Origin of the sequence: Lentibacter sp. XHP0401, assembly GCF_025751535.1 — a bacterium.
In the GTDB taxonomy this organism is placed as follows: domain Bacteria; phylum Pseudomonadota; class Alphaproteobacteria; order Rhodobacterales; family Rhodobacteraceae; genus Lentibacter.
The window spans coordinates 216172-235493 of record NZ_JAOWLC010000002.1; the positions used below are offsets into that span (position 1 = coordinate 216172).

Annotated in this window: 20 protein-coding genes; 13 read left to right on the plus strand and 7 right to left on the minus strand. The window is 54.7% G+C overall.

All coding sequences use genetic code 11. From position 1 onward, the window contains the following. Nucleotides 1–8 precede the first annotated feature (8 nt). Nucleotides 9–890 (plus strand): DMT family transporter, encoded by an 882-nt coding sequence (locus OE750_RS03960; protein WP_263761624.1) that lies wholly within the window; start codon nucleotides 9–11, stop codon nucleotides 888–890. Here the strand turns inward: OE750_RS03960 and OE750_RS03965 are convergent. Both OE750_RS03965 and OE750_RS03970 read right to left on the minus strand, forming a co-directional pair. Further along, nucleotides 874–1500: a TetR family transcriptional regulator C-terminal domain-containing protein gene (locus tag OE750_RS03965; RefSeq protein ID WP_263761626.1), complete on the minus strand. Its 627-nt coding sequence runs from the start codon at nucleotides 1498–1500 to the stop codon at nucleotides 874–876. The two genes, OE750_RS03960 and OE750_RS03965, sit on opposite strands and share 17 nt — an antisense overlap. 25 nt (nucleotides 1501–1525) lie before the next feature. Then, nucleotides 1526–2104 carry a TetR/AcrR family transcriptional regulator gene (locus OE750_RS03970; protein ID WP_412176198.1) on the minus strand — a complete coding sequence of 193 codons (579 nt, stop codon included), beginning with the start codon at nucleotides 2102–2104 and terminating at the stop codon, nucleotides 1526–1528. Nucleotides 2105–2268: 164 nt separating this feature from the next. Between OE750_RS03970 and OE750_RS03975 the strand changes: the two genes are divergently transcribed. The 7 genes from OE750_RS03975 to OE750_RS04005 all read left to right on the plus strand — a co-directional run bounded on the left by OE750_RS03975 (nucleotide 2269) and on the right by OE750_RS04005 (nucleotide 9769). After that, on the plus strand, nucleotides 2269–3519 hold the full coding sequence (locus tag OE750_RS03975) for a Zn-dependent hydrolase (RefSeq protein ID WP_263761630.1): 1251 nt from the start codon (nucleotides 2269–2271) through the stop codon (nucleotides 3517–3519). 47 nt (nucleotides 3520–3566) lie between these two features. Then, nucleotides 3567–5030: a dihydropyrimidinase gene (gene hydA / locus OE750_RS03980; protein ID WP_263761633.1), complete on the plus strand. Its 1464-nt coding sequence runs from the start codon at nucleotides 3567–3569 to the stop codon at nucleotides 5028–5030. Beyond that, nucleotides 5031–5810 (plus strand): ABC transporter ATP-binding protein, encoded by a 780-nt coding sequence (locus tag OE750_RS03985; RefSeq protein ID WP_263761635.1) that lies wholly within the window; start codon nucleotides 5031–5033, stop codon nucleotides 5808–5810. Then, nucleotides 5803–6678, plus strand: a complete 876-nt coding sequence (locus OE750_RS03990; RefSeq protein ID WP_263761637.1) for an ABC transporter permease — start codon at nucleotides 5803–5805, stop codon at nucleotides 6676–6678. The genes OE750_RS03985 and OE750_RS03990 overlap by 8 nt, the downstream gene beginning before the upstream one ends. After that, a complete protein-coding gene (locus OE750_RS03995; protein WP_263761640.1) occupies nucleotides 6675–7514 on the plus strand; it encodes an ABC transporter permease in 840 nt (279 codons plus the stop codon). Before OE750_RS03990 ends, OE750_RS03995 begins: the two co-directional genes overlap by 4 nt. Nucleotides 7515–7543: 29 nt before the next feature. Continuing rightward, nucleotides 7544–8533: an ABC transporter substrate-binding protein gene (locus OE750_RS04000; protein WP_263761642.1), complete on the plus strand. Its 990-nt coding sequence runs from the start codon at nucleotides 7544–7546 to the stop codon at nucleotides 8531–8533. Between the two features lie 351 nt (nucleotides 8534–8884). After that, on the plus strand, nucleotides 8885–9769 hold the full coding sequence (locus tag OE750_RS04005; protein WP_263761644.1) for a lysophospholipid acyltransferase family protein: 885 nt from the start codon (nucleotides 8885–8887) through the stop codon (nucleotides 9767–9769). Between the two features lie 39 nt (nucleotides 9770–9808). Here the strand turns inward: OE750_RS04005 and OE750_RS04010 are convergent, their stop codons facing one another. Both OE750_RS04010 and OE750_RS04015 read right to left on the minus strand, forming a co-directional pair. Beyond that, nucleotides 9809–10573, minus strand: coding sequence for a glycosyltransferase family 25 protein (locus OE750_RS04010; protein ID WP_263761646.1), 765 nt, complete (start codon nucleotides 10571–10573; stop codon nucleotides 9809–9811). After that, a complete protein-coding gene (locus tag OE750_RS04015; RefSeq protein WP_263761648.1) occupies nucleotides 10570–11523 on the minus strand; it encodes a glycosyltransferase in 954 nt (317 codons plus the stop codon). Before OE750_RS04015 ends, OE750_RS04010 begins: the two co-directional genes overlap by 4 nt. Nucleotides 11524–11693: 170 nt before the next feature. Here OE750_RS04015 and OE750_RS04020 point away from each other — a divergent pair, with 170 nt between their 5' ends. Then, nucleotides 11694–12350: an FkbM family methyltransferase gene (locus OE750_RS04020; RefSeq protein WP_263761650.1), complete on the plus strand. Its 657-nt coding sequence runs from the start codon at nucleotides 11694–11696 to the stop codon at nucleotides 12348–12350. An 89-nt stretch (nucleotides 12351–12439) separates the two neighbouring features. Then, nucleotides 12440–13309: an alpha-1,2-fucosyltransferase gene (locus OE750_RS04025; protein WP_263761652.1), complete on the plus strand. Its 870-nt coding sequence runs from the start codon at nucleotides 12440–12442 to the stop codon at nucleotides 13307–13309. A 34-nt stretch (nucleotides 13310–13343) separates the two neighbouring features. Here OE750_RS04025 and OE750_RS04030 read toward each other — a convergent pair whose 3' ends face one another. The 3 genes from OE750_RS04030 to OE750_RS04040 form a co-directional block, all read right to left on the minus strand. Then, nucleotides 13344–14225, minus strand: coding sequence for a glycosyltransferase family 10 domain-containing protein (locus OE750_RS04030; protein ID WP_263761654.1), 882 nt, complete (start codon nucleotides 14223–14225; stop codon nucleotides 13344–13346). Between the two features lie 60 nt (nucleotides 14226–14285). Further along, the gene (locus tag OE750_RS04035) at nucleotides 14286–15002 is read right to left on the minus strand and encodes a 3-deoxy-D-manno-octulosonic acid kinase (protein ID WP_263761657.1); all 717 of its coding nucleotides are present in this window, start codon (nucleotides 15000–15002) and stop codon (nucleotides 14286–14288) included. Between the two features lie 167 nt (nucleotides 15003–15169). After that, nucleotides 15170–16435 (minus strand): 3-deoxy-D-manno-octulosonic acid transferase, encoded by a 1266-nt coding sequence (locus OE750_RS04040; RefSeq protein ID WP_263761659.1) that lies wholly within the window; start codon nucleotides 16433–16435, stop codon nucleotides 15170–15172. 247 nt (nucleotides 16436–16682) lie between these two features. Here OE750_RS04040 and OE750_RS04045 point away from each other — a divergent pair, with 247 nt between their 5' ends. From OE750_RS04045 to OE750_RS04055, 3 genes are read left to right on the plus strand one after another with little or no spacing between them, the layout of a single operon-like run. After that, nucleotides 16683–18209 carry a cryptochrome/photolyase family protein gene (locus OE750_RS04045; RefSeq protein ID WP_263761661.1) on the plus strand — a complete coding sequence of 509 codons (1527 nt, stop codon included), beginning with the start codon at nucleotides 16683–16685 and terminating at the stop codon, nucleotides 18207–18209. After that, nucleotides 18209–18349 carry a DUF2256 domain-containing protein gene (locus OE750_RS04050; RefSeq protein WP_263761663.1) on the plus strand — a complete coding sequence of 47 codons (141 nt, stop codon included), beginning with the start codon at nucleotides 18209–18211 and terminating at the stop codon, nucleotides 18347–18349. The genes OE750_RS04045 and OE750_RS04050 overlap by 1 nt, the downstream gene beginning before the upstream one ends. Before the next feature lie 54 nt (nucleotides 18350–18403). Continuing rightward, the gene (locus tag OE750_RS04055) at nucleotides 18404–19240 is read left to right on the plus strand and encodes a fumarylacetoacetate hydrolase family protein (RefSeq protein WP_263761665.1); all 837 of its coding nucleotides are present in this window, start codon (nucleotides 18404–18406) and stop codon (nucleotides 19238–19240) included. The last annotated feature ends 82 nt before the right edge of the window (nucleotides 19241–19322 follow it).

The following is a 19322-nucleotide window of genomic DNA, read 5'->3' on the forward strand; positions in this document are numbered from 1 at the left end:
GGCACGTTATGAGGGGTGACTTAGCCGGACACCTCGCGATGATGTGCTTTGCGGCGCTGGTGGCCGGCTCGTTTGCCCTTGGTGCGCTGATCGCGGATCAGGTTTCACCGTTGGTGGTGACGGCCATCAGGTTTGCGCTGACTGCGGTTCTTTTTGGTGTGATGGCGTGGCCTTCGCTGGCAGCGCACAGCCAAGAGTTTCGCGCGCCCTGGCGCTACGTTGTCTTGGGCGGATGCACGGCGCTATACTTCATCTTGATGTTTGAAGCGCTGAAAACGGCGCCTGCTGTTTCGCTGTCTGTCGAGTTCACTTTGACGCCTTTGATCTCTGGTGTTTTCGGGTATTTCCTGCTGGGCCAGCTGGCCTCAAAGCGCGTGTTGTTCGCGCTTCTGGTCGGGGCTGTTGGCGCGATCTGGGTGATCTTTCGGGGTGATATTGCGCAGCTTCTGGCGTTTCGCATGGGGCGGGGCGAGCTGATTTTCTTTATCGGCATGGCGTTTTACGCGCTTTATGCGCCCTTGGTGCGCAAGCTCAAGCGCGGTGAGCCGGCAAATGCATTTACCTTCGCGATTACCCTTGGTGCGCTGGTTGTGACTCTGCCTTTTGCCGCCAAAGGTCTCGTGCAGACCGACTACGCGGCGCTGAGCCTGCAGGTTTGGGGGGTGATCCTCTATCTGACGTTTTTCGCCAGCGCCGCGACCTTTTCCCTGATCCAGTTTGCAGCGCTGCGCCTGCCGTCTGTCAAGGTGATGGCGCATACCTATCTGATCCCCAGTTGGGTGATTGTCTGGCAGCTTGCAATGGGGAGGGGGGCGCCGACGGCGGTTGATCTGGTCGGGGTGGTGCTTACGGTGCTGGCGCTTGTTTTGCTGCTCAAGTCGCAGGGGTGAGGAGGGCGCGATACATGTTGTCGAGGAATGGACCTGCCGTCTCGAACGGGTCTTTGCCATCGCCCGATACGGCGCGCACCTGAATGTCGAAGTCAGCGTAGTGCTGGGTTGTCGCCCAGATCGAAAAAAACAGGTGCCGCGGATCGACTTGCGCGATTTTACCCGCTTTGATCCAGTTGGAAACGACGTCGGCCTTTTGTTGTGTAAGCTCTTTCAGCTCACCCTGAAGCTCGGGCAGAACATGCGGTGCACCTTGTAGAATTTCGTTGGCAAAGAGCTTGCTTTCACGGGGGAACTCCTGCGCCATCTTGAGCTTTTGGGCGACATATTCACAAATTTCCTCAATCGGGTCTCCGCTTTCATCCAGTGCGTAGAGCGGGGCGAGCCATGTTTTGAGCAGGGCGGCGAGGAGCGTTTTGTGAATGGCTTCCTTGTTGTCGAAATAGTACAGGATGTTGGGCTTGGAGACACCTGCGCGCTCTGCGATCATGTCGATTGTCGACCCGCGAAAGCCGTTGTCGGAAAAGACGTCCAGCGCGGCTTCAAGGATTTCGCGGGTCTTCTCGCGCTGAATGCGGGTTGGTTTTCTGGTTGTTTGTGATCTGGCCATCTCGAAGCAAAGCTACCTTTTCGTGCTAGTCAATTGATAGGCCGACGCCCTTTAGAATGATTGTTTTAACCGAGAGTTTTGCGGCTTTCCATTGTGCGTCACTAAATGGTTTACCGCCATTCAAAGTTTCAATCTGGTGGCCAAAGTCGGCGTAATGCTGGGTTGTGGACCAAATCATATAGAGCAGATGCGCAGGGTCGATCGGGTCCATTTCGCCATTGGCGATCCAGCGTTCGATATGCTTGCTGCGATCTTTTGTCCATTCCATCAGCCGGCCTTCGAGGTAATCCTGAATGATCGGCGCGCCATGGATGATTTCGGCGGCCCAAACCTTTGATCCGTAAGGATGGCTGCGGGCAAGATCCATTTTCATATCAATATAGCGGCTCAGCGCTTCTTTGGGGCCAAGCTCTGTCTCAAACGCCGAAGCGGCCTCCATCCAGATGTCAAAAATATTGTAGACAACGCGGCGGTAAATCTCTTCTTTGGTTTTGAAGTAGTAGTGGACATTGGCCTTAGGCAGGCCCGCAACATCGGCGATCAACTGAGTTGTGGCGCCAGCGTAGCCTGCCTCGGCAAAGACTTTTTCGGCTGCCTTCAAAATAGCCTTTTGGTTTTGGGAGCGCTTAGAAAATTTGCGAAAAGGAATTGGCTCTGAGGACACTTCACTTCTTCCAAATAAAACTTGACCGATTAGACAGGTCGCTACAATACTTGACCATATAGTCAAAAAATATTCCGTCAAGGAACGTCCATTGGGGGTGGAACATGCCGACACTTAACTCGAACCTGCGTATCAATGGCGAACGCCTTTGGGACAGTCTGATGGAGATGGCCAAGATCGGCCCCGGTGTTGCGGGTGGGAACAACCGCCAGACATTGACAGATGAAGACGCCGAGGGGCGCGCTTTGTTTCAGTCATGGTGCGAGGCTGCCGGTTGCTCCATGGGGCTTGACCAGATGGGCAATATGTTTGCCACGTGGGGCGGAACCGACCCTGACGCGTTGCCTGTTTATGTGGGCTCGCACCTTGATACGCAGCCGACGGGCGGTAAGTATGACGGCATTCTCGGAGTGTTGGGCGGACTTGAGATTTTGCGCACGCTCAATGACCTTGGCATCAAAACCAAGCATCCCATTGTTGTGACCAACTGGACCAACGAAGAGGGCACACGCTATGCGCCTGCCATGTTGGCATCGGGTGTTTTTGCGGGCATTCACACGCAAGACTGGGCTTATGAGCGCGAGGATGCCGAGGGCAAAAAGTTTGGTGACGAGCTTAAGCGCATTGGCTGGCAGGGCGAAGAAGAGGTTGGCGCGCGCAAGATGCACGCCATGTTCGAGTTGCACATCGAGCAGGGGCCAATTCTGGAAGCCGAGGGCAAGGACATCGGCATTGTTACCCATGGCCAGGGTCTGAGCTGGACGCAGATTACCCTGACAGGCAAAGACAGCCACACAGGCTCAACGCCGATGCCTATGCGCAAAAATGCCGGCCTCGGCATGGCGCGGATTTTGGAGAAGGTGGACGAGATCGCCTGGAGCCATGCGCCTCATGCTGTGGGTGCTGCGGGCCATATCGACGTTTACCCGAATTCGCGCAACGTGATCCCCGGCAAGGCCGTATTTACGGTTGATCTGCGCTCACCTGACCTTGCGGTGATCGAGGATATGGAAGCGCGGTTGCGTGTTGAAGCGCAGAAAATCGCTGACGACATGGGCCTTGGTATCGCATTTGAGAAGGTCGGCGGGTTTGACCCTGTGACCTTTGATGAAGGCTGTGTGACGGCTCTGCGCAATGCGGCCGAGCGGATGGGCTACAGCCATATGAATATCATTTCGGGTGCGGGCCACGATGCTTGCTGGATTAACCGTGTTGCGCCAACCGCTATGGTGATGTGCCCCTGTGTTGACGGGCTGAGCCACAACGAGGCGGAAGAGATATCCAAACAGTGGGCCACGGCGGGCGCGGATGTGCTGATGCAAGCGGTTTTGGAGACGGCGGAGATTGTTGAATAAATAGCTTTCAGAGCTGCAACGCATCTGGGCAAAAAGGGAGAAACACAATGACAACCAAAGTTATCAAAGGCGGCACGGTTTGCACGGCGGACAGAAGCTTTAAGGCGGATGTTCTGATTGAAGGCGAGATCATCAAACAGATAGGCCAAGACCTTGTTGGTGACGAGTATATCGACGCCGAGGGCGCTTATGTGATTCCCGGCGGTATTGACCCGCACACCCATCTTGAGATGCCCTTTATGGGCACAACAGCGGCTGAGACATTCGAGAGCGGCACATGGGCCGCGGCTGTCGGTGGCACGACGATGGTTGTTGATTTCTGTCTCCCCGGCGAGGACGGCAGCATCAAGAACGCGATCAACGAGTGGCACAGAAAGTCGGCGCCGCAGATTTGCAGCGATATCGGCTATCACATGGCGATCACGGGCTGGGACGAGAACGTCTTTAACGAGATGAAAGACGCGGTTGATATGGGGGTGAACAGCTTCAAGCATTTCATGGCCTACAAGGGCGCATTGATGATTGAGGATGACGAGATGTTTGCCTCGTTCAAGCGCTGTGGAGAGCTGGGTGCGTTGCCTATGGTACACGCCGAGAACGGTGATCTGGTGGCCGAGCTACAGCAGAAATACTTTGACCAAGGCATCACGGGGCCGGAAGGCCATGCCTTCTCACGGCCGCCCGAGCTTGAGGGCGAAGCGGCGAACCGCGCGATTACGATTGCCGATACGGCAGGTGTGCCGCTCTATATTGTGCATGTGTCCTGCGAGCAGACGCACGAGGCGATCCGTCGTGCGCGCCAGAAGGGGATGCGCGTTTATGGCGAACCGCTGATCCAGTTTCTCACGCTGGATGAGAGCGAGTATTTCAACAAAGACTGGGACCATGCCGCGCGCCGTGTGATGAGCCCGCCGTTCCGCTCCAAAGACCATCAGGACAGCCTCTGGGCCGGTTTGCAGTCGGGCTCCTTGCAGGTTGTTGCGACGGATCATGCCGCTTTCAGCACCGCTCAGAAGCGGGCCGGGCGTGACGACTTCCGCATCATTCCCAACGGTTCCAACGGGCTGGAAGAGCGGCTCGCTGTCTTGTGGACAGAGGGTGTTGAAACGGGCCGTTTGACCAAGGAAGAGTTTGTCGCGACGACCTCGACCAATATTGCGAAGATCCTCAACATCTACCCAAAGAAGGGCGCGATTGTGGAAGGGGCTGATGCGGATATTGTGGTTTGGGACCCGTCGATCAGCAAGACGATCAGCCCGAGCAACCACCATTCGGTGCTTGATTATAACGTCTTTGAAGGCTTTGAAGTAAAGGCGCAATCGCGGTTTACGCTGAGCCGCGGTGAGGTGATTTGGGCCTGGGGCCAGAACAGCCAGCCGCAGCCGGGCCGTGGCCGCTTTGTGCCGCGCCCTGCGTTTTCTTCGGCGCAGAAGGCCCTGAGCCAGTGGAAAATGCTGAACTCACCGCGAAAGATCGAGCGTGACCCACAGAACATTCCGGCAGGTATCTAAATGAACGAAACAGTGATTTCAGCGAAGAATCTGTCGCTGACCTTTCAGACCAACGACGGGCCCGTGCACGCGCTGAAAGACATCAACCTTGATATCAACAAGGGGGATTTTGTGAGCTTTATCGGCCCGTCAGGCTGCGGCAAAACGACGTTTTTGCGCTGTATGGCAGATCTGGAAGCACCGACTGGCGGCAGTATCACTGTCAACGGGATGAGCGCCGCCGAGGCGCGTATGAAGCGCGCCTACGGTTATGTGTTTCAGGCAGCGGGGCTTTATCCGTGGCGCACGATTGGCGGCAATATACGCCTGCCGCTCGAGATTATGGGGTATGACAAAGCCGAGCAAGCCAAGCGTGTGGCCAATGTGCTTGAGCTTGTCGAGCTTGCGGGATTTGAGAAAAAGTTCCCGTGGCAGCTTTCGGGCGGGATGCAACAACGCGCCAGTATTGCGCGGGCTTTGGCGTTTGACGCCGACATCCTGTTGATGGACGAACCGTTTGGCGCTTTGGACGAGATCGTGCGGGACCACCTCAACGAGCAGTTGCTCAAACTTTGGGCGCGGACAGAAAAGACTATCGGCTTTGTGACTCATTCCATTCCCGAGGCGGTGTTTTTGTCGACCAGAATTGTTGTCATGTCGCCGCGCCCAGGACGGATTGCGGATGTGATTGAAAGCACCTTGCCGCGCGACAGAACCCTCGACATCCGTGAGAGCCAGGAGTTTATCGATATCGCCCACCGTGTGCGCGAAGGCTTGAGGGCAGGGCACGCCTATGACTAAGCTGTGGCACACGGCCGGCCCTGTTTTGAGCATCCTGCTTGTGCTTGCCCTGCTTTGGTATGGTGCGGCCATTGCTCTCAACGCGGCATGGGCAAAAGACAAAGCGTCGCGCATCGACAAAACACTGTCATTTTCCGAGCTTGTCGCGGACACCATGAGCCAGGAAAAGCCGCTGCTGCCTGCGCCACATCAGGTGGTGAAAGAGATTTACGAAACCACCGTCTTGAAAAAAATCACGTCAAAGCGCTCGTTGGTCTGGCACAGCTGGATCACGCTTTCTGCCACGCTGCTTGGCTTTGCATTCGGAACTGTGCTTGGGGTCTTGCTGGCGGTTGGCATTGTCTACAGCCGTGCGATGGATATGTCGGTGATGCCTTGGGTGATTACCAGCCAGACCATCCCTATTCTGGCGGTTGCGCCGATGATCATCGTGGTGCTCAACGCGGTCGGCGTTTCGGGGCTTTTGCCGAAGGCGTTTATTTCCATGTATCTGTCTTTTTTTCCTGTCGTTGTCGGCATGGTTAAAGGGCTGCGTGCGCCGGACCAGATGCAACTTGACCAGATGCGCACGTGGAGTGCGCCTAAGGCGACTTCGTTCTGGAAGCTACGCTTGCCAAGCTCGATGCCATATTTGTTTGCGTCGCTCAAAATCGGCATTGCGGCCTCGCTTGTGGGGGCGATCGTGGGCGAGTTGCCGACAGGGGCCGTTGCAGGCCTTGGGGCGCGTCTTTTGGCGGGTAGCTATTACGGCCAGACCATTCAGATATGGAGCGCTCTGATTTGTGCGGCTGTTCTCGCGGCGAGCCTTGTTGCGCTTATCGGAATGATCGAGCGGATCACCCTGCGCAGAATGGGGATGGTGCAATGAGCTGGATTGTTACGGCTGTCGTGTTCTGGCTTGCGATGTGGACGCTTAACGTGCGCCTCGCCAAGGGGGAGCAAACGCGGTTTGTCAAAATTCTTGTGCCAACACTGTTTGGCGTGACTTTGCTGGTGCTTTGGGAAAGCTTCGTGCGCGGATTTAGCATCAGCCCGATTTTGTTGCCGCCGCCTTCGGCCATTGCTGCGCGGTTTGTTTCGAGCTTGCCAACTCTTTGGGAAGACTTTGTGCAAACTTTCATCAAGGGCGCTTTGTCCGGCTATGTTATCGGGTGCTCGGCGGCCTTTCTGACCGCGATTGCTGTTGACCGATCAGACTTTCTGAAGCGCGGGTTGCTTCCAATCGGGAACTTTGTGGCAGCGCTGCCGATCATCGGTATGGCGCCTATTCTGGTGATGTGGTTCGGCTTTGACTGGCAGTCAAAATCAGCGGTTGTCGTGATTATGGTGTTTTTCCCGATGCTGGTGAACACCGTCGCAGGCCTCAGTGCCAAGGATGCGATCCAGACCGATTTGATGAACACTTATGGTGCGAGTTATTGGCAGAGCCTGTTCAAGCTCGGGTTGCCTGCGGCTATGCCATTTATCTTTAACGGACTTAAAATATGCACCACGCTGGCCCTGATCGGGGCTATTGTGGCAGAGTTCTTCGGCTCGCCCATTCGCGGGATGGGCTTCAGGATTTCGACAGAAGTCGGGCGGCTTGCGCTTGATATGGTCTGGGCGGAAATAACAGTGGCGGCTCTTGCCGGGTCGGCATTTTACGGGACGATGGCCCTAATCGAGAAGGCTGTAACCTTCTGGCATCCATCGCAAAGAAACTAGAACGAATAAAACCAACAAGGAGAGAAAATATGAAGAACATGATCAAGGGGGCCCTTACCGGCGCGTTGATGTTTGGAGCCGCGGCGGCCCAAGCGGATGACGATGTCACGCTCCAGCTCAAGTGGGTCACGCAAGCACAGTTTGCGGGCTACTATGTTGCGCTCGACAAGGGCTTTTACGAAGAAGAAGGCCTGAACGTGACGATCAAACCGGGCGGCCCTGACATTGCGCCAGCGCAGGTTATTGCCGGTGGTGGTGCTGATGTTGTGCTGGACTGGATGCCATCGGCTCTGGCCTCGCGCGAGAAGGGCCTTGACCTTGTGAACATTGCCCAGCCTTACAAATCATCAGGTATGATGCTGACGTGCCGCAAAGATGCGGGCATTGAGACACCTGCTGATTTCCCCGATAAAACGCTGGGTGTCTGGTTCTTTGGTAACGAATATCCGTTCCTGAGCTGGATGAGCAAACTTGGCCTCAAAACAGATGGCTCTGAGGGCGGTGTGACCGTTTTGAAGCAAGGCTTCAATGTTGATCCGCTTCTGCAAAAGCAGGCGGCCTGTGTCTCGACCATGACATACAACGAATATTGGCAGGTGATCGACGCAGGGCTCACGCCTGAAGACCTTGTTGTTTTCAAATATGAAGACGAGGGCGTCTCGACGCTGGAAGACGGCATGTATGTTTTGGGATCAAACCTTGAAGATCCGGCATTCAGAGACAAGATGGTTCGTTTTGTACGCGCGTCTATGAAGGGCTGGAAGTATGCGGAGCAGAACACCGACGAAGCCGCAGACATCGTTCTTGAGAATGATGCTTCAGGTGCACAAACCGAGAAGCACCAGCGCCGTATGATGTCGGAAGTTGCAAAGCTGACGGCAGGCTCAAACGGCGCGCTGGACATTGCCGACTACGAGCGCACGGTTCAATCGCTTCTACAAGCAGGTTCGGATCCGGTGATCACAAAAGTGCCTGAAGGCGCTTGGACACATGAAATTTCTGACGCTGCTCTGAACTGAAAATAATGTGGAAAGCGGGGCAACCTGCTTTCCACGCCGCTTGCTTTTGAGCAAGGCGAAATCCGTTTACAGAATAAAAACAGCTTTTTATTCAAGCAACTATCTGCCCAAATCGAAATTGATATAAACGCAAATCTGCTTATGGCGGACTGCAAAAAACGTCGAATGCCGGAAACGTTTTCAGCGGTTTCACTGAAAACGATGAACAGATGCGATGCCTGACGCTCTGAAGAAGGGCTTACTTCCATAGCAAGCAATAAAGGCGCTTGAGCAATGGGAGGGGGGATTGCTACAAGTGGCGGACTTGAAAACAGGCTGGCCACATCCGGCCTCACACAATTTCGGGGTTTTATGCCAAAGACGAATCGACCCATTACCTTGCGGGACCGTTTGGAATACATTTCCATTGTCACGGTGATATCAATCGTGCGCGTCTTGCCCTTTCGCCTACGTAGCGCATTCATGGCATCGGTTATGTCTCGTGTTATCGCTCCTTTGGCAGGATACAGTAAACGGGTCCGGCAGAATTTGAAGCTTATCTGGCCAGATATGCCGCCCCACCAGCGGGACGTTCTGGTGCGTGAGGTCACGCGCCATTCCGGACGTACACTCTGCGAGCTGTTCTCGCCGCAGGACTTGAAGCGCATGGCGGAACAAACCGAACTGACAGGTCCCGGCCTTGCTGCTTTGGAGGAAGCCCGTGCGGCGGGGCGGCCTGCCATAGTGATCTCGGGCCATTTCGGTAATTATGATATTGTTCGCGCTGCCTTGATTGCTCATGGTTTTGATGTCGGTGGACTGTATCGTCAGATGAACAACCCCCTGTTTCATAAGTTCTATCTGGAGAATATTTCAACCATCGGGACACCTTTGTTCGAGCGCGGGCGCTCGGGCCTTGGGCACATGGTGCGCCACCTCAAGGGGGGTGGTGTCCTGGCTGCCCTGATTGATGTGCGGGCAAACAACGGCACGGCTCTGCCATTTTTGGGACAGCCCGCGCTCACGGCGACATCAATGGCAGAGTTGGCCTTGCGGTATAATGCGGTATTGGTGCCGGTCTATGGAACTCGAATGCCGGATGCCGAACATTTTACCGCATCACTCGAAGCGCCGATTCCGCTCACTGATCCTGAAACAATGACGATAGCGCTCAACCAGTCTCTGGAGGCGCGTGTTCAGCAAACACCCGAGCAATGGTTCTGGATACATAACCGCTGGAAAGGGGTTCCCAGTTGAGACGATTGCTGGCCAGGGCCAGCCGATAATACAATATCCCTATCGGGCCTTACGCACAGTGCGATGCCAGTGGAGTTTTACGATATAGTTGAGCCTGAAACGAACTGAACGCCATGCTTGCCGGAGTGCTGTGCGCAGCTTTACCTTGGTCGTATGGCGCCGCGCTTCCGTGATCGTGCCGGTTTCCGTGCTCAAAGTGCCGAAGCGAAGCGGAGAAGGTGACACCATGGAAATCCGCAAACCGAACTCCCAGAAATGTTTCAGGTCTTCGTCGACAGGGCGAGAGACAGGTAAGGTGCACTTCGCAAGCCGCGCCGCTGTTTCTCGACGGATTGCATAGCCCAGCGTGGTATTGGGCACTTTATAAGGCACTGCAATTTCGCGACCAGCCACAAGGGGGCGTTGATCCAGTAGCTTTTGCTCGCCCCGTGCAGAAAAAAGTTTGACGATGTCCCAATGTCCCTCATCGGCAGATACTGCGGCGAGCACTGCTGCAAGGTCTTCTGCGGCGGCAAAATCATCTTCAAGAATGATGCCGCCCGCCGCGTCGCCCGCCGCGATCTTTTCCCAAAGCGCAACATGGCTGAGGTAGCATCCTATTTCGGGGCCGATCATCGGGTGGCGTGCGCGTCTGAGGTTTGCAACAGGGTCATAAACCCTTGCCAGCTCATTTTCTGGAATAGCGCGTCCGTTAACGGCTTCAAAACGGGTAAACGAGATGCCGAGGCGTTCAAGCTCGGCCGCAGCATCGCTCATACGTTTTGTATTACCTGCCATGTTGATGACAAATACAGGCCAAGTCATTGCTTGGGCTCCAGCCAGTGCCGCCAATCGGGCGCAGTTTCGTCCAGTGCGGTGATCAAATCGGCCTGCGGAAACGCTGTTTCAATAGAGGCATCGCGCGCAACGCCAAGCCGCTCTTTCTTGTCAATGGATGCGCGTAGCCGCCGCAAGAGGCCAGGTGTTAGTCTGCTCTTCGTTTCGGAGATATCCCAAAGGGCGCCCGCTTGCAGCCGTTTACGCCGGCGCGCGTAGCGTGAGCCAGGATTGGATTCGAGTTCATAATTTGCAAAGCCACCACCTGATTTCAGGTATTTTAGATGCCAATAGAACCACCCTGCAAAGCAACGCTCGACACCGCCACGGGTAAACCGTTCAAACCGTGGGTCATGGGTAAAATGGGTATCACTGGTGACACGGAAGTACCCGATATCTCCTTTGCCTGAAACAGGGGCCACGGCAGGAACGTAAAACTTGTTATCGGCAGCTCGAATGAGATTGAGCCCGGAAAAACAGTGCATCTTACGGTCGTCGGCAGCCCCTGATCTGATTGCATCAACCATTTTCCGGACGGCGTCCGGAATGGCAAGATGGTCGTCATCGAGCTTTACTGCCCATTGGTGACGCGTCTGGCACAAGGCAAAATTTGAGTAGGTAACGAGTGAATCCGGCGCCTCTCCGGGTGTTTTTGCATGGCCTTCACTTCCGGCTGGGTGAGCTTTGGGAAGGTAGTGGAAGACCCGTAGTTTCGGCTCCAGTTCTTTTGAGAGCCGCAAAAGAATGTCTGCGGTGTCGTCAGTGCACTGGTTATAAACGGCGACAATCTCGTCATACATTTCGGCATGTGTGCGGATTGTCGCTTCGAGAAAATCAGCACCGTTGCGAATGCGCATGAAGGCGGAAATCCCGGGCAGGCGATCAGCGGGCGCCAGCATATCGGGGCTGAAACGGAATGTCTCGATGGTCTGGTTCATTTCAGCGCACCTCTGTTGGTTTATGCTTACACCTATCGGCGGTGCACGCTCGGGTCAACGGCCGTGTCCCGCAGGGATGCAGGGGGGGAGCAGAGTGAGGGACAGCTTGCGAAAGGTGTAAGATCACTCATATACAAGGTCAGCACCCGAGTTGATTTGAAAGGCAAGCTATGCGGATTTCTCTCAAGAAGTGGATACGACAAATTCGTGAGCCTTGGACAAAGGTGTTTTACACTTCATTTCGCCAATGGAGAGCGGACAAAATGGAGAAAACCCGTATGCAATTCTCCAATTTGGAAGCGAGTTCCGTCGTTTTTGATGTTGGCGGATTTCAGGGGAACTGGGCAGCCGATGTTCATGAACGCTATGGGTCTCACATCCATATCTTTGAACCGCACCCGACTTTTGCAGCAGCAATTCGTGACCGTTTCCAGGGAAACCCAGCGATTGTAATGCATGATTTTGCATTGGGTCGCTCGGAAGGGACTTTGACCTTGTCAGATGATGGGGATGCATCCTCGAGCTTCCGAAAGGCAAAGAATGTCGTAACGGGCCATATAAAGCCAGTTGCGCAGTTTTTTGAAGAGGTTGAAATCCCGCGCATTGATCTGATGAAAGTGAATATCGAGGGCGGAGAATATGACCTTCTGCCTGCGCTTGTCGAGAGTGATATCATGCCGCGTATTGGTCTCTTGCAAGTGCAATTCCATCTCTTTTCCGCTGCGGATATAGAACGGCGTAATGTCATCAGAGACATGCTGGCGAAAACCCATTCTTGCGACTGGAGCTATGATTTTGTTTGGGAGCAATGGTCTTTGCGTGCCTGAGGCATTGGCATACAGGTGCTCCTTCCACGACACACTAGGGTATCTTGCAGAGCAATTGTTGTGCAGCCTTGATACAGAATAGAGCAGCAATGATTATAATGCGTATGAAGGGCGGTCTTGGAAACCAGATGTTTCAATATGCTCTGGGCCGGTCTCTCTCGTTGAAAACGGGGTTACCGCTTGTCTTGGACCGGCGGCACTATGACCGCGAGCGTGAGCATGGCTTTGCACTTGATGGCTTCAAACTGGTGGATATGCCTTCAGACCCTGCGCTGCTACCTCCCGTACTAAAAGAGCGTCCGCTGGCCTATTTGTATGCCAAATTGAGCAGGCGTGGACCGTATTTGCTGCGTGAGCAGAGCCTCGGTTTTGACCCGGCGATTGCTGCGGTTTCCGGCCCAGTCTGGCTTGAAGGTTACTTTCAGTCTGAACGGTATTTCAATATGCACGCCGATGTTATCCGGGCCGAACTGACCCCCGCATCGGAACCCGATGCCGAGAATGCCCGTTGGCTTGCAGAGATAGAAGCGGAGCCGAATGCGGTGTCGCTGCATGTGCGCCGCGGCGATTACGTGCGCAACGCCAAGTTTGCGGCCCACCATGGCACCTGCACGCCCGATTACTACACGCGCGCGCTTGACCATATTGCGCAGCAAATGGGGGCCGAGCCTGTGATTTACGCTTTTTCCGACGATCCTGAATGGGTGCACGAAAACCTTCGGCTTCCTGCCGAAATCAGAGTGGTGGGGCATAATGATGCCTCGCGTAATGTTGAGGATTTGCGATTGATGAGCGCGTGCCGACATCACATTATCGCCAATTCCTCGTTTTCCTGGTGGGGCGCATGGCTAAATCCGCGCGCTGACAAGATAGTGACGGCACCTGCTGTCTGGTTTGCAGATCCGACCAATGTCAATCCCGACATCTGGGCGGAGGGCTGGGTGCGCATCGAGGGGTGAGTGGATTTCACCTATGCTTGGGCGCAATGCCTGTTTAGCCTGCCTCAAGAAGCGTTTTGGCCGCGCGTGGGTAGATATCCGCATATCCTATTGCAACATTGCGAGCAGCTTCCAGACCCGGCAAGCGGGAGGTGTAATCTGCCTCTGACATCTGTTCGACCGCGCGCTGTAGATCAGCCATTGTCTCACATAAAATCATGCCGCTGGTGTCAAAAAAATCGGCAATGTTCGGGCAGCCCCAATAAATGGGAACCGTATTGCACAGCAAAGCATCAACCAGCTTTTCAGTGAAGTAATTCTCTTCGCGCGCGTTCTCGATAACGATAGAATACCTGTATGGGGCCAAACCGGCCGATTTTTCCGAGAAAGGTTTGTAGCCCCTTCCCATGATGTCGATATCCTGACCGGTCTCGCGGCACCATTGCACCATGCTATGCCGCAATTTATGGCCTTCTTGTTTTGTCTTGCCTGACGCGATCAATGAACACATTGCGCGTTTGCTCAGGTCGGTTTTATGCCAGTCGGGAACCCAGGAACCAGCCGTCTGGAAGTGCACAGAGTTTGAGTTTTGAGAGAGAAATTTGCGATCTGATGTCAGTATACGGTGAAATCTGCGCCGGAAAAAATGCAACAGGACCATGTGCTTTTTGTGAACGGCCCGGGGTTCCATGATCATGACAGAGACGCGCGCACGGGTCCCGAAAGTCGGGCGGAAATACAATGACGAATGTGGCGGCGTCAGCAGATGATCTGTCGGCAAAAGATCGGCAAGCGTTTGCCCCTGGATGTCTTCGGGCACGCCAAGTGGCCAATGGAGTTCGGACAATGGAAGACGTGACGGGTGCTTACCTAAGCGTTGACCATATGGCAGCACGCACACTCTGGGTCGCCGGGACGTTCGCTTCTGTTGTTCCATTTGGTTTCTAACTTTTAACTCACGAGCGAAGGTGCATCGCTATGCGTCGCTTAATCACGCTTATTCTGCTTTGTATCCGGCCATCAACTCAAGCCAATTTGACTCTTGCCAGAACAACAATGGCTGCTTTGTGAGTTCTTTATCAAGTGATCGTTTCAAGCGCGCAAGGTTCTGCACCTTCCAGCCATCTTTTTCACGACGGCTGCACTTGTCGAAATCAATGAGCCATACGCGCATATCTGCATCCAGCAGGATATTACGGCAGTTCAGATCTGAGTGATGGACTCCCAATGTATGCATCTGGCATATCACAGCGCCGATTTTGGCCCAAACAGTTGCCGGTAACTCTTTTTCCACTAAAATATCTGCCAATGGACGCGAGTCTGGAATGCGTTCTGTGACCAGATCCGCACGATAACACAGGCCGACGGGCACATATCTTGCGGCAACGGGCCTTGGAACCGGTAGGTCGTGCTCAAGCATCCATTCAAGCAAGGAATACTCCTGATAGGCGCGGCTGGCTTTTGCTCCGAGGCGTAGGTACAAATCGGGATTGATCTTGCCGATCAATCCACCTCTTCGAAATGGTCGCAAAACCAACTCGCGTTCTTCAAAGCGTATGAAATGTGCAAAACCTCTGCCTGTCGCCCCCCCCCTGAGTTGGCCGTGTTTCCGATGCCAGTTAAGGTCAAAGAACGAGGGTTCAATCTGCGGCAACACTTGAGGATTAAACCAGATCACTTGCCCGTCGCTTTTTTTCACGGCAGTTGTTTTCATTCTATTGCTTTCCGGTTGTCTCAAACTGAAAACTCCTCTCGATGAAGGCAGTCCTTAAACCAGCGTCCTCTTGGACGCGAGCGGGGATGTACCGAAACCTCCTTCCCGGTGTTTCTACGTTAGCTCCAACAAAATCATAGGCATTTGCACAATGGGCACCACAAAACTCATCCCTGCGTGAGGGCAACAAGCAGATTGCCGGTTTTTGAAGCTGATGAATTGGCCTCAAGCACCAAGGCTCGCCCTTTTTTACCATCGTTCTTGTCATTTCCTTGCGCGATAATCTGAGCGAGGCGTGTGCCCAGCTCTGCTCCACTTGTCACGATTTCGGCCGCCCCCACGCGCGTAAATTCGGCGATGGCATCCTGATGGTTTTGAACATGCGGGCCGGTTAGAATGTAGCATCCGAAACACGCGGGTTCATAGGGATTGTGCCCTCCCTCAGAGCCAAATGAGCCGCCCATGAACACTATTTTGCTACAAGAAAACAGAACCCCCAGTTCACCAAACGTGTCAGCCAAATAGATTTGTGTTTCTTGGGTGATTTTTTGAAGTTTGCTCCGTTGGTGAACCATGAGGTCCGACGTTGCATCAAGTATGTTTTTAGCTCTTTGCGGATGGCGTGGAGCCCAGATCAGAAGCGTATCGCGTTTTTGGCTCAGCACATATCTACAGGCCTCCAGAATTTCGGCCTCGTCATCTGCATGGCTGGAGGCGGCGATCCAGACAGGGCGGTTTGAAATCGCGCTCTGTAATTCTGCCAAGGCTGATTTATCTACCGACAATGCAGGGACTGACGCACGTAGATCACCAAAGTAAAACAGCTTCTCCCGTGCGAGGCCAATTTTTAGAAACCCGTTAAGAACCTGTGTGGACTTGCAGGTGATTGCGGAAAAATTCTGAAGAAGGTAGCGATAGGACTTTGGTGCGCGCTCCCGCGATTTTGACGGGCGGGCGTTGACAAGAGCCAAGGGAATTCGGCGTGACGCCGTCTCTAAAACAAGACGGGGCCATATATCGGCCTCGATGAAAACCGCTAATTCAGGTGACCAGTTTTCCAAGAACCGGCTGACTGCCCGCGGCGTATCAAGTGGCAAATACTGGTGCACAACATTGGGGAGCGATTTTGCCACCCAATTTGCGCCACTCTCAGTGACAGTGGTGACGATCACTTTAAACCCATGCTCTTCTTGTAAATGTGCGACGAGCTGGGTGATCTGGCCGGCTTCGCCGAGACTTGCAGCATGGACCCATATCCAGCGGCCCTTGGTGCGCGCAACAGTGGCAACGCCCAACCTCTCTACAAAGCGCTCTTTGCTTATCCCTTGTTTGCTGTGCAGGCGTTTTGCCAAAACGTGAATAACAAAAGCAAAAACCCTGCTCAGAGCCAGCCAAAGTCGTATTATCAAGGGCATTTGAGGCTCTTTTTTCATGACATGCTTTGCCCTGTGGCTTTGCGAAACGCCAAGTGGCAGTTCTTTGCGATATTGACCCTGTATTCTGCATGAGTTCGGAGGGGAAACCAAGAGAAAGAGCCGGGCCTTCGGTTTCGTATTCCTGAATAGACCGTTGGCATAGATATAATCACCTCTCGTCCGCCCAATTTATGTGGTCCAAGCCGTGTGGCAAAGCGTATGGCTAAGTGTATGGCAACCCGTGGGGCAGGGTGGGGAGACAGAGATGAGCAGGACAGATCTCATTCTGGTCTTGGGTGACCAATTGAGCCACGGTTTGAGCGCGCTCGATGCTACGGCGCCCGAGAGGGCTGTTGTGCTCATGGCCGAGGTTGCCGAAGAGGCTGACTATGTCTGGCATCACAAAAAGAAACTGGCTTTCGTTTTCTCCGCGATGCGCCACTTTGCCGAAGAGCTACGCACGGCGGGCTGGGAGGTGCGCTATCGCAAGCTTGAAGACAAAGACAATAAAGGCTCTCTCGCAAAAGAAGTTGCGGCGCTTTTGGAGACGGGCGGTTTTGCGCGTGTCTTGATGACCGAGGCGGGTGAGCTTAGGGTCAATCGGGCTTTTGAAGAGGCGGGCAAGAGTTGGCCTGTGCCGCTTGAGGTGTTGGCCGATAACCGCTTTCTTGCGTCACATGAGGAATTCAGGAGCTGGGCCGAGGGGCGCAAGCAACTCAGGATGGAATATTTCTACCGCGAGATGCGTCGCAAAACGGGGCTTCTGATGCAGGGAGATACACCTGAGGGCGGGCAATGGAACTTTGATGCCGAAAATCGCAAACCGGCGAAGGCTGATTTATTCATGCCACGTCCACCGCAGACCGAGCCTGACGCGATCACTCAAGAGGTGCTTGAGATGGTCGAACGGGAGCGAGGCGGCCACTTTGGAGCGTTGACGCCTTTCTGGTTTGCGGTGGAGCGCAGTGGTGCGCTGGAGGCTTTGGAGGACTTCGCGCGCGAAGCCTTGCCGCGCTTTGGCGATTATCAAGACGCAATGCTGACGGGAGAGCCGTTTCTCTACCATTCGGTGCTGGCACAATATATTAACATCGGCTTGCTGGAGCCACTTGAGGTGTGCCGCCGTGTCGAACGCGCTTATTATGAGGGGCACGCACCGCTGAATGCTGTGGAAGGGTTTATCCGCCAGATTATCGGCTGGCGGGAGTATATGCGCGGGATCTACTGGCTGAACCCCGAGGGCTACACCGAGCAGAACTTTCTTGGGGCCAACCGCGATTTGCCTGCGTTTTACTGGACGGGTGACACGGATATGGCCTGCATGAAGGCGGCGATTGGCCAGACTATGCAAGAGGCCTATGCGCACCACATCCAGCGGCTGATGGTGACCGGAAATTTCGCCATGCTTGCAGGGATTGAGCCGAAACAGGTGCATGAGTGGTATCTTGCTGTTTATGCCGATGCTTATGAGTGGGTCGAAGCCCCCAATGTGATTGGCATGAGCCAGTTTGCCGATGGTGGCTTTCTTGGCTCAAAGCCCTATGCGGCGAGTGGCAATTACATCAACAAGATGTCGGACTACTGTGGCGGCTGCCGCTATAGTGTGAGCAAGAAGACGGGCGAGGGCGCGTGTCCGTTTAACGCGCTTTATTGGGATTTTCTGGCGCGCAACGAAAGCAAGCTGAAAGGCAATCCGCGCCTTGGGCAGATGTATGCCACTTGGGCGCGCATGAGTGAGGACACGCAGCGCGCCTATCGTGACAGTGCGGCTGCTTTTCTGGAGCGGCTCTGATGCGCAAGAGGACCGATCTGCCACAGAAAACCTGCGCGGCTTGCGGACGGCCCTTTAGCTGGCGCAAAAAATGGGAAAAGGTATGGGATGAGGTGCGCTATTGCTCGGAGCGGTGCAAGCGCGAGGGGCGGCGCAAATGACGCGTTGTTCTGCTCGCTGTCTGCGATAGGATGCCCGAAAAGGGAGACCCACTCATGAAATTATTACGTTATGGTGCCTTGGGGCAGGAAAAACCGGGATGCCTTGATGCGGCCGGAGAGATACGGGATTTATCTTCTGTTGCTGCTGATTTCGAGGGCGTGGGGGTGTCTTGCGAGGCGCTTGAGGCTCTGAAATCTGTTGACCTTGAGGCGCTGCCTGTTGTGGAGGACACCCCGAGGATCGGGGCGGCTGTGGCGCGGGTCGAGACGTTTTATGCTATTGGCCTCAATTATGCACAACACGCGGCAGAAGCGGGAATGAAACCGCCGGAAGAGCCGATTGTTTTTAACAAATCGGCTTCGTGTCTGGCGGGGCCTTATGATGCGCTCTCGTTGCCGAAAGGCAGCGAAAAGAGTGACTGGGAAGTCGAACTCGGGGTTGTCATCGGGCGGCGCGCGCAGAATGTGAGCGTTGAAGACGCGCTGAGCTATGTGGCGGGGTATTGCGTGATTAACGACCTCAGCGAACGCGCCTATCAGATCGAGCGTGGAGGACAGTGGACCAAGGGCAAGTCCGCGCCGGGATTCGGGCCTGTGGGGCCGTATCTTGTGACTGCGGATGACGTGCCTGATCCGCAGGCGCTTGGGCTTAGACTGAGCTTGAACGGGACGGTGGTGCAGGACAATTCAACGGCCGATATGATTTTCTCGGTGGCGGAGATCATCTCGCACATGTCGGAGTTTATGGCCCTTGTGCCGGGCGATGTGATCGCCACAGGAACACCAGAGGGCGTTGGCATGGGGATGAAGCCTCAGCGATTTCTGCGTGCGGGGGATGTGATGGAGCTTGAGATTGACGGGCTGGGGACACAGCGCACAGAGGTTGCCTGAGGGTGTCTGAAAAAACGGAACGCGGCCCGGGGGGCCGCGTGCTGGCCGGGTAAGAATGAGGGGCGCTGCCCCTCAAACTCCC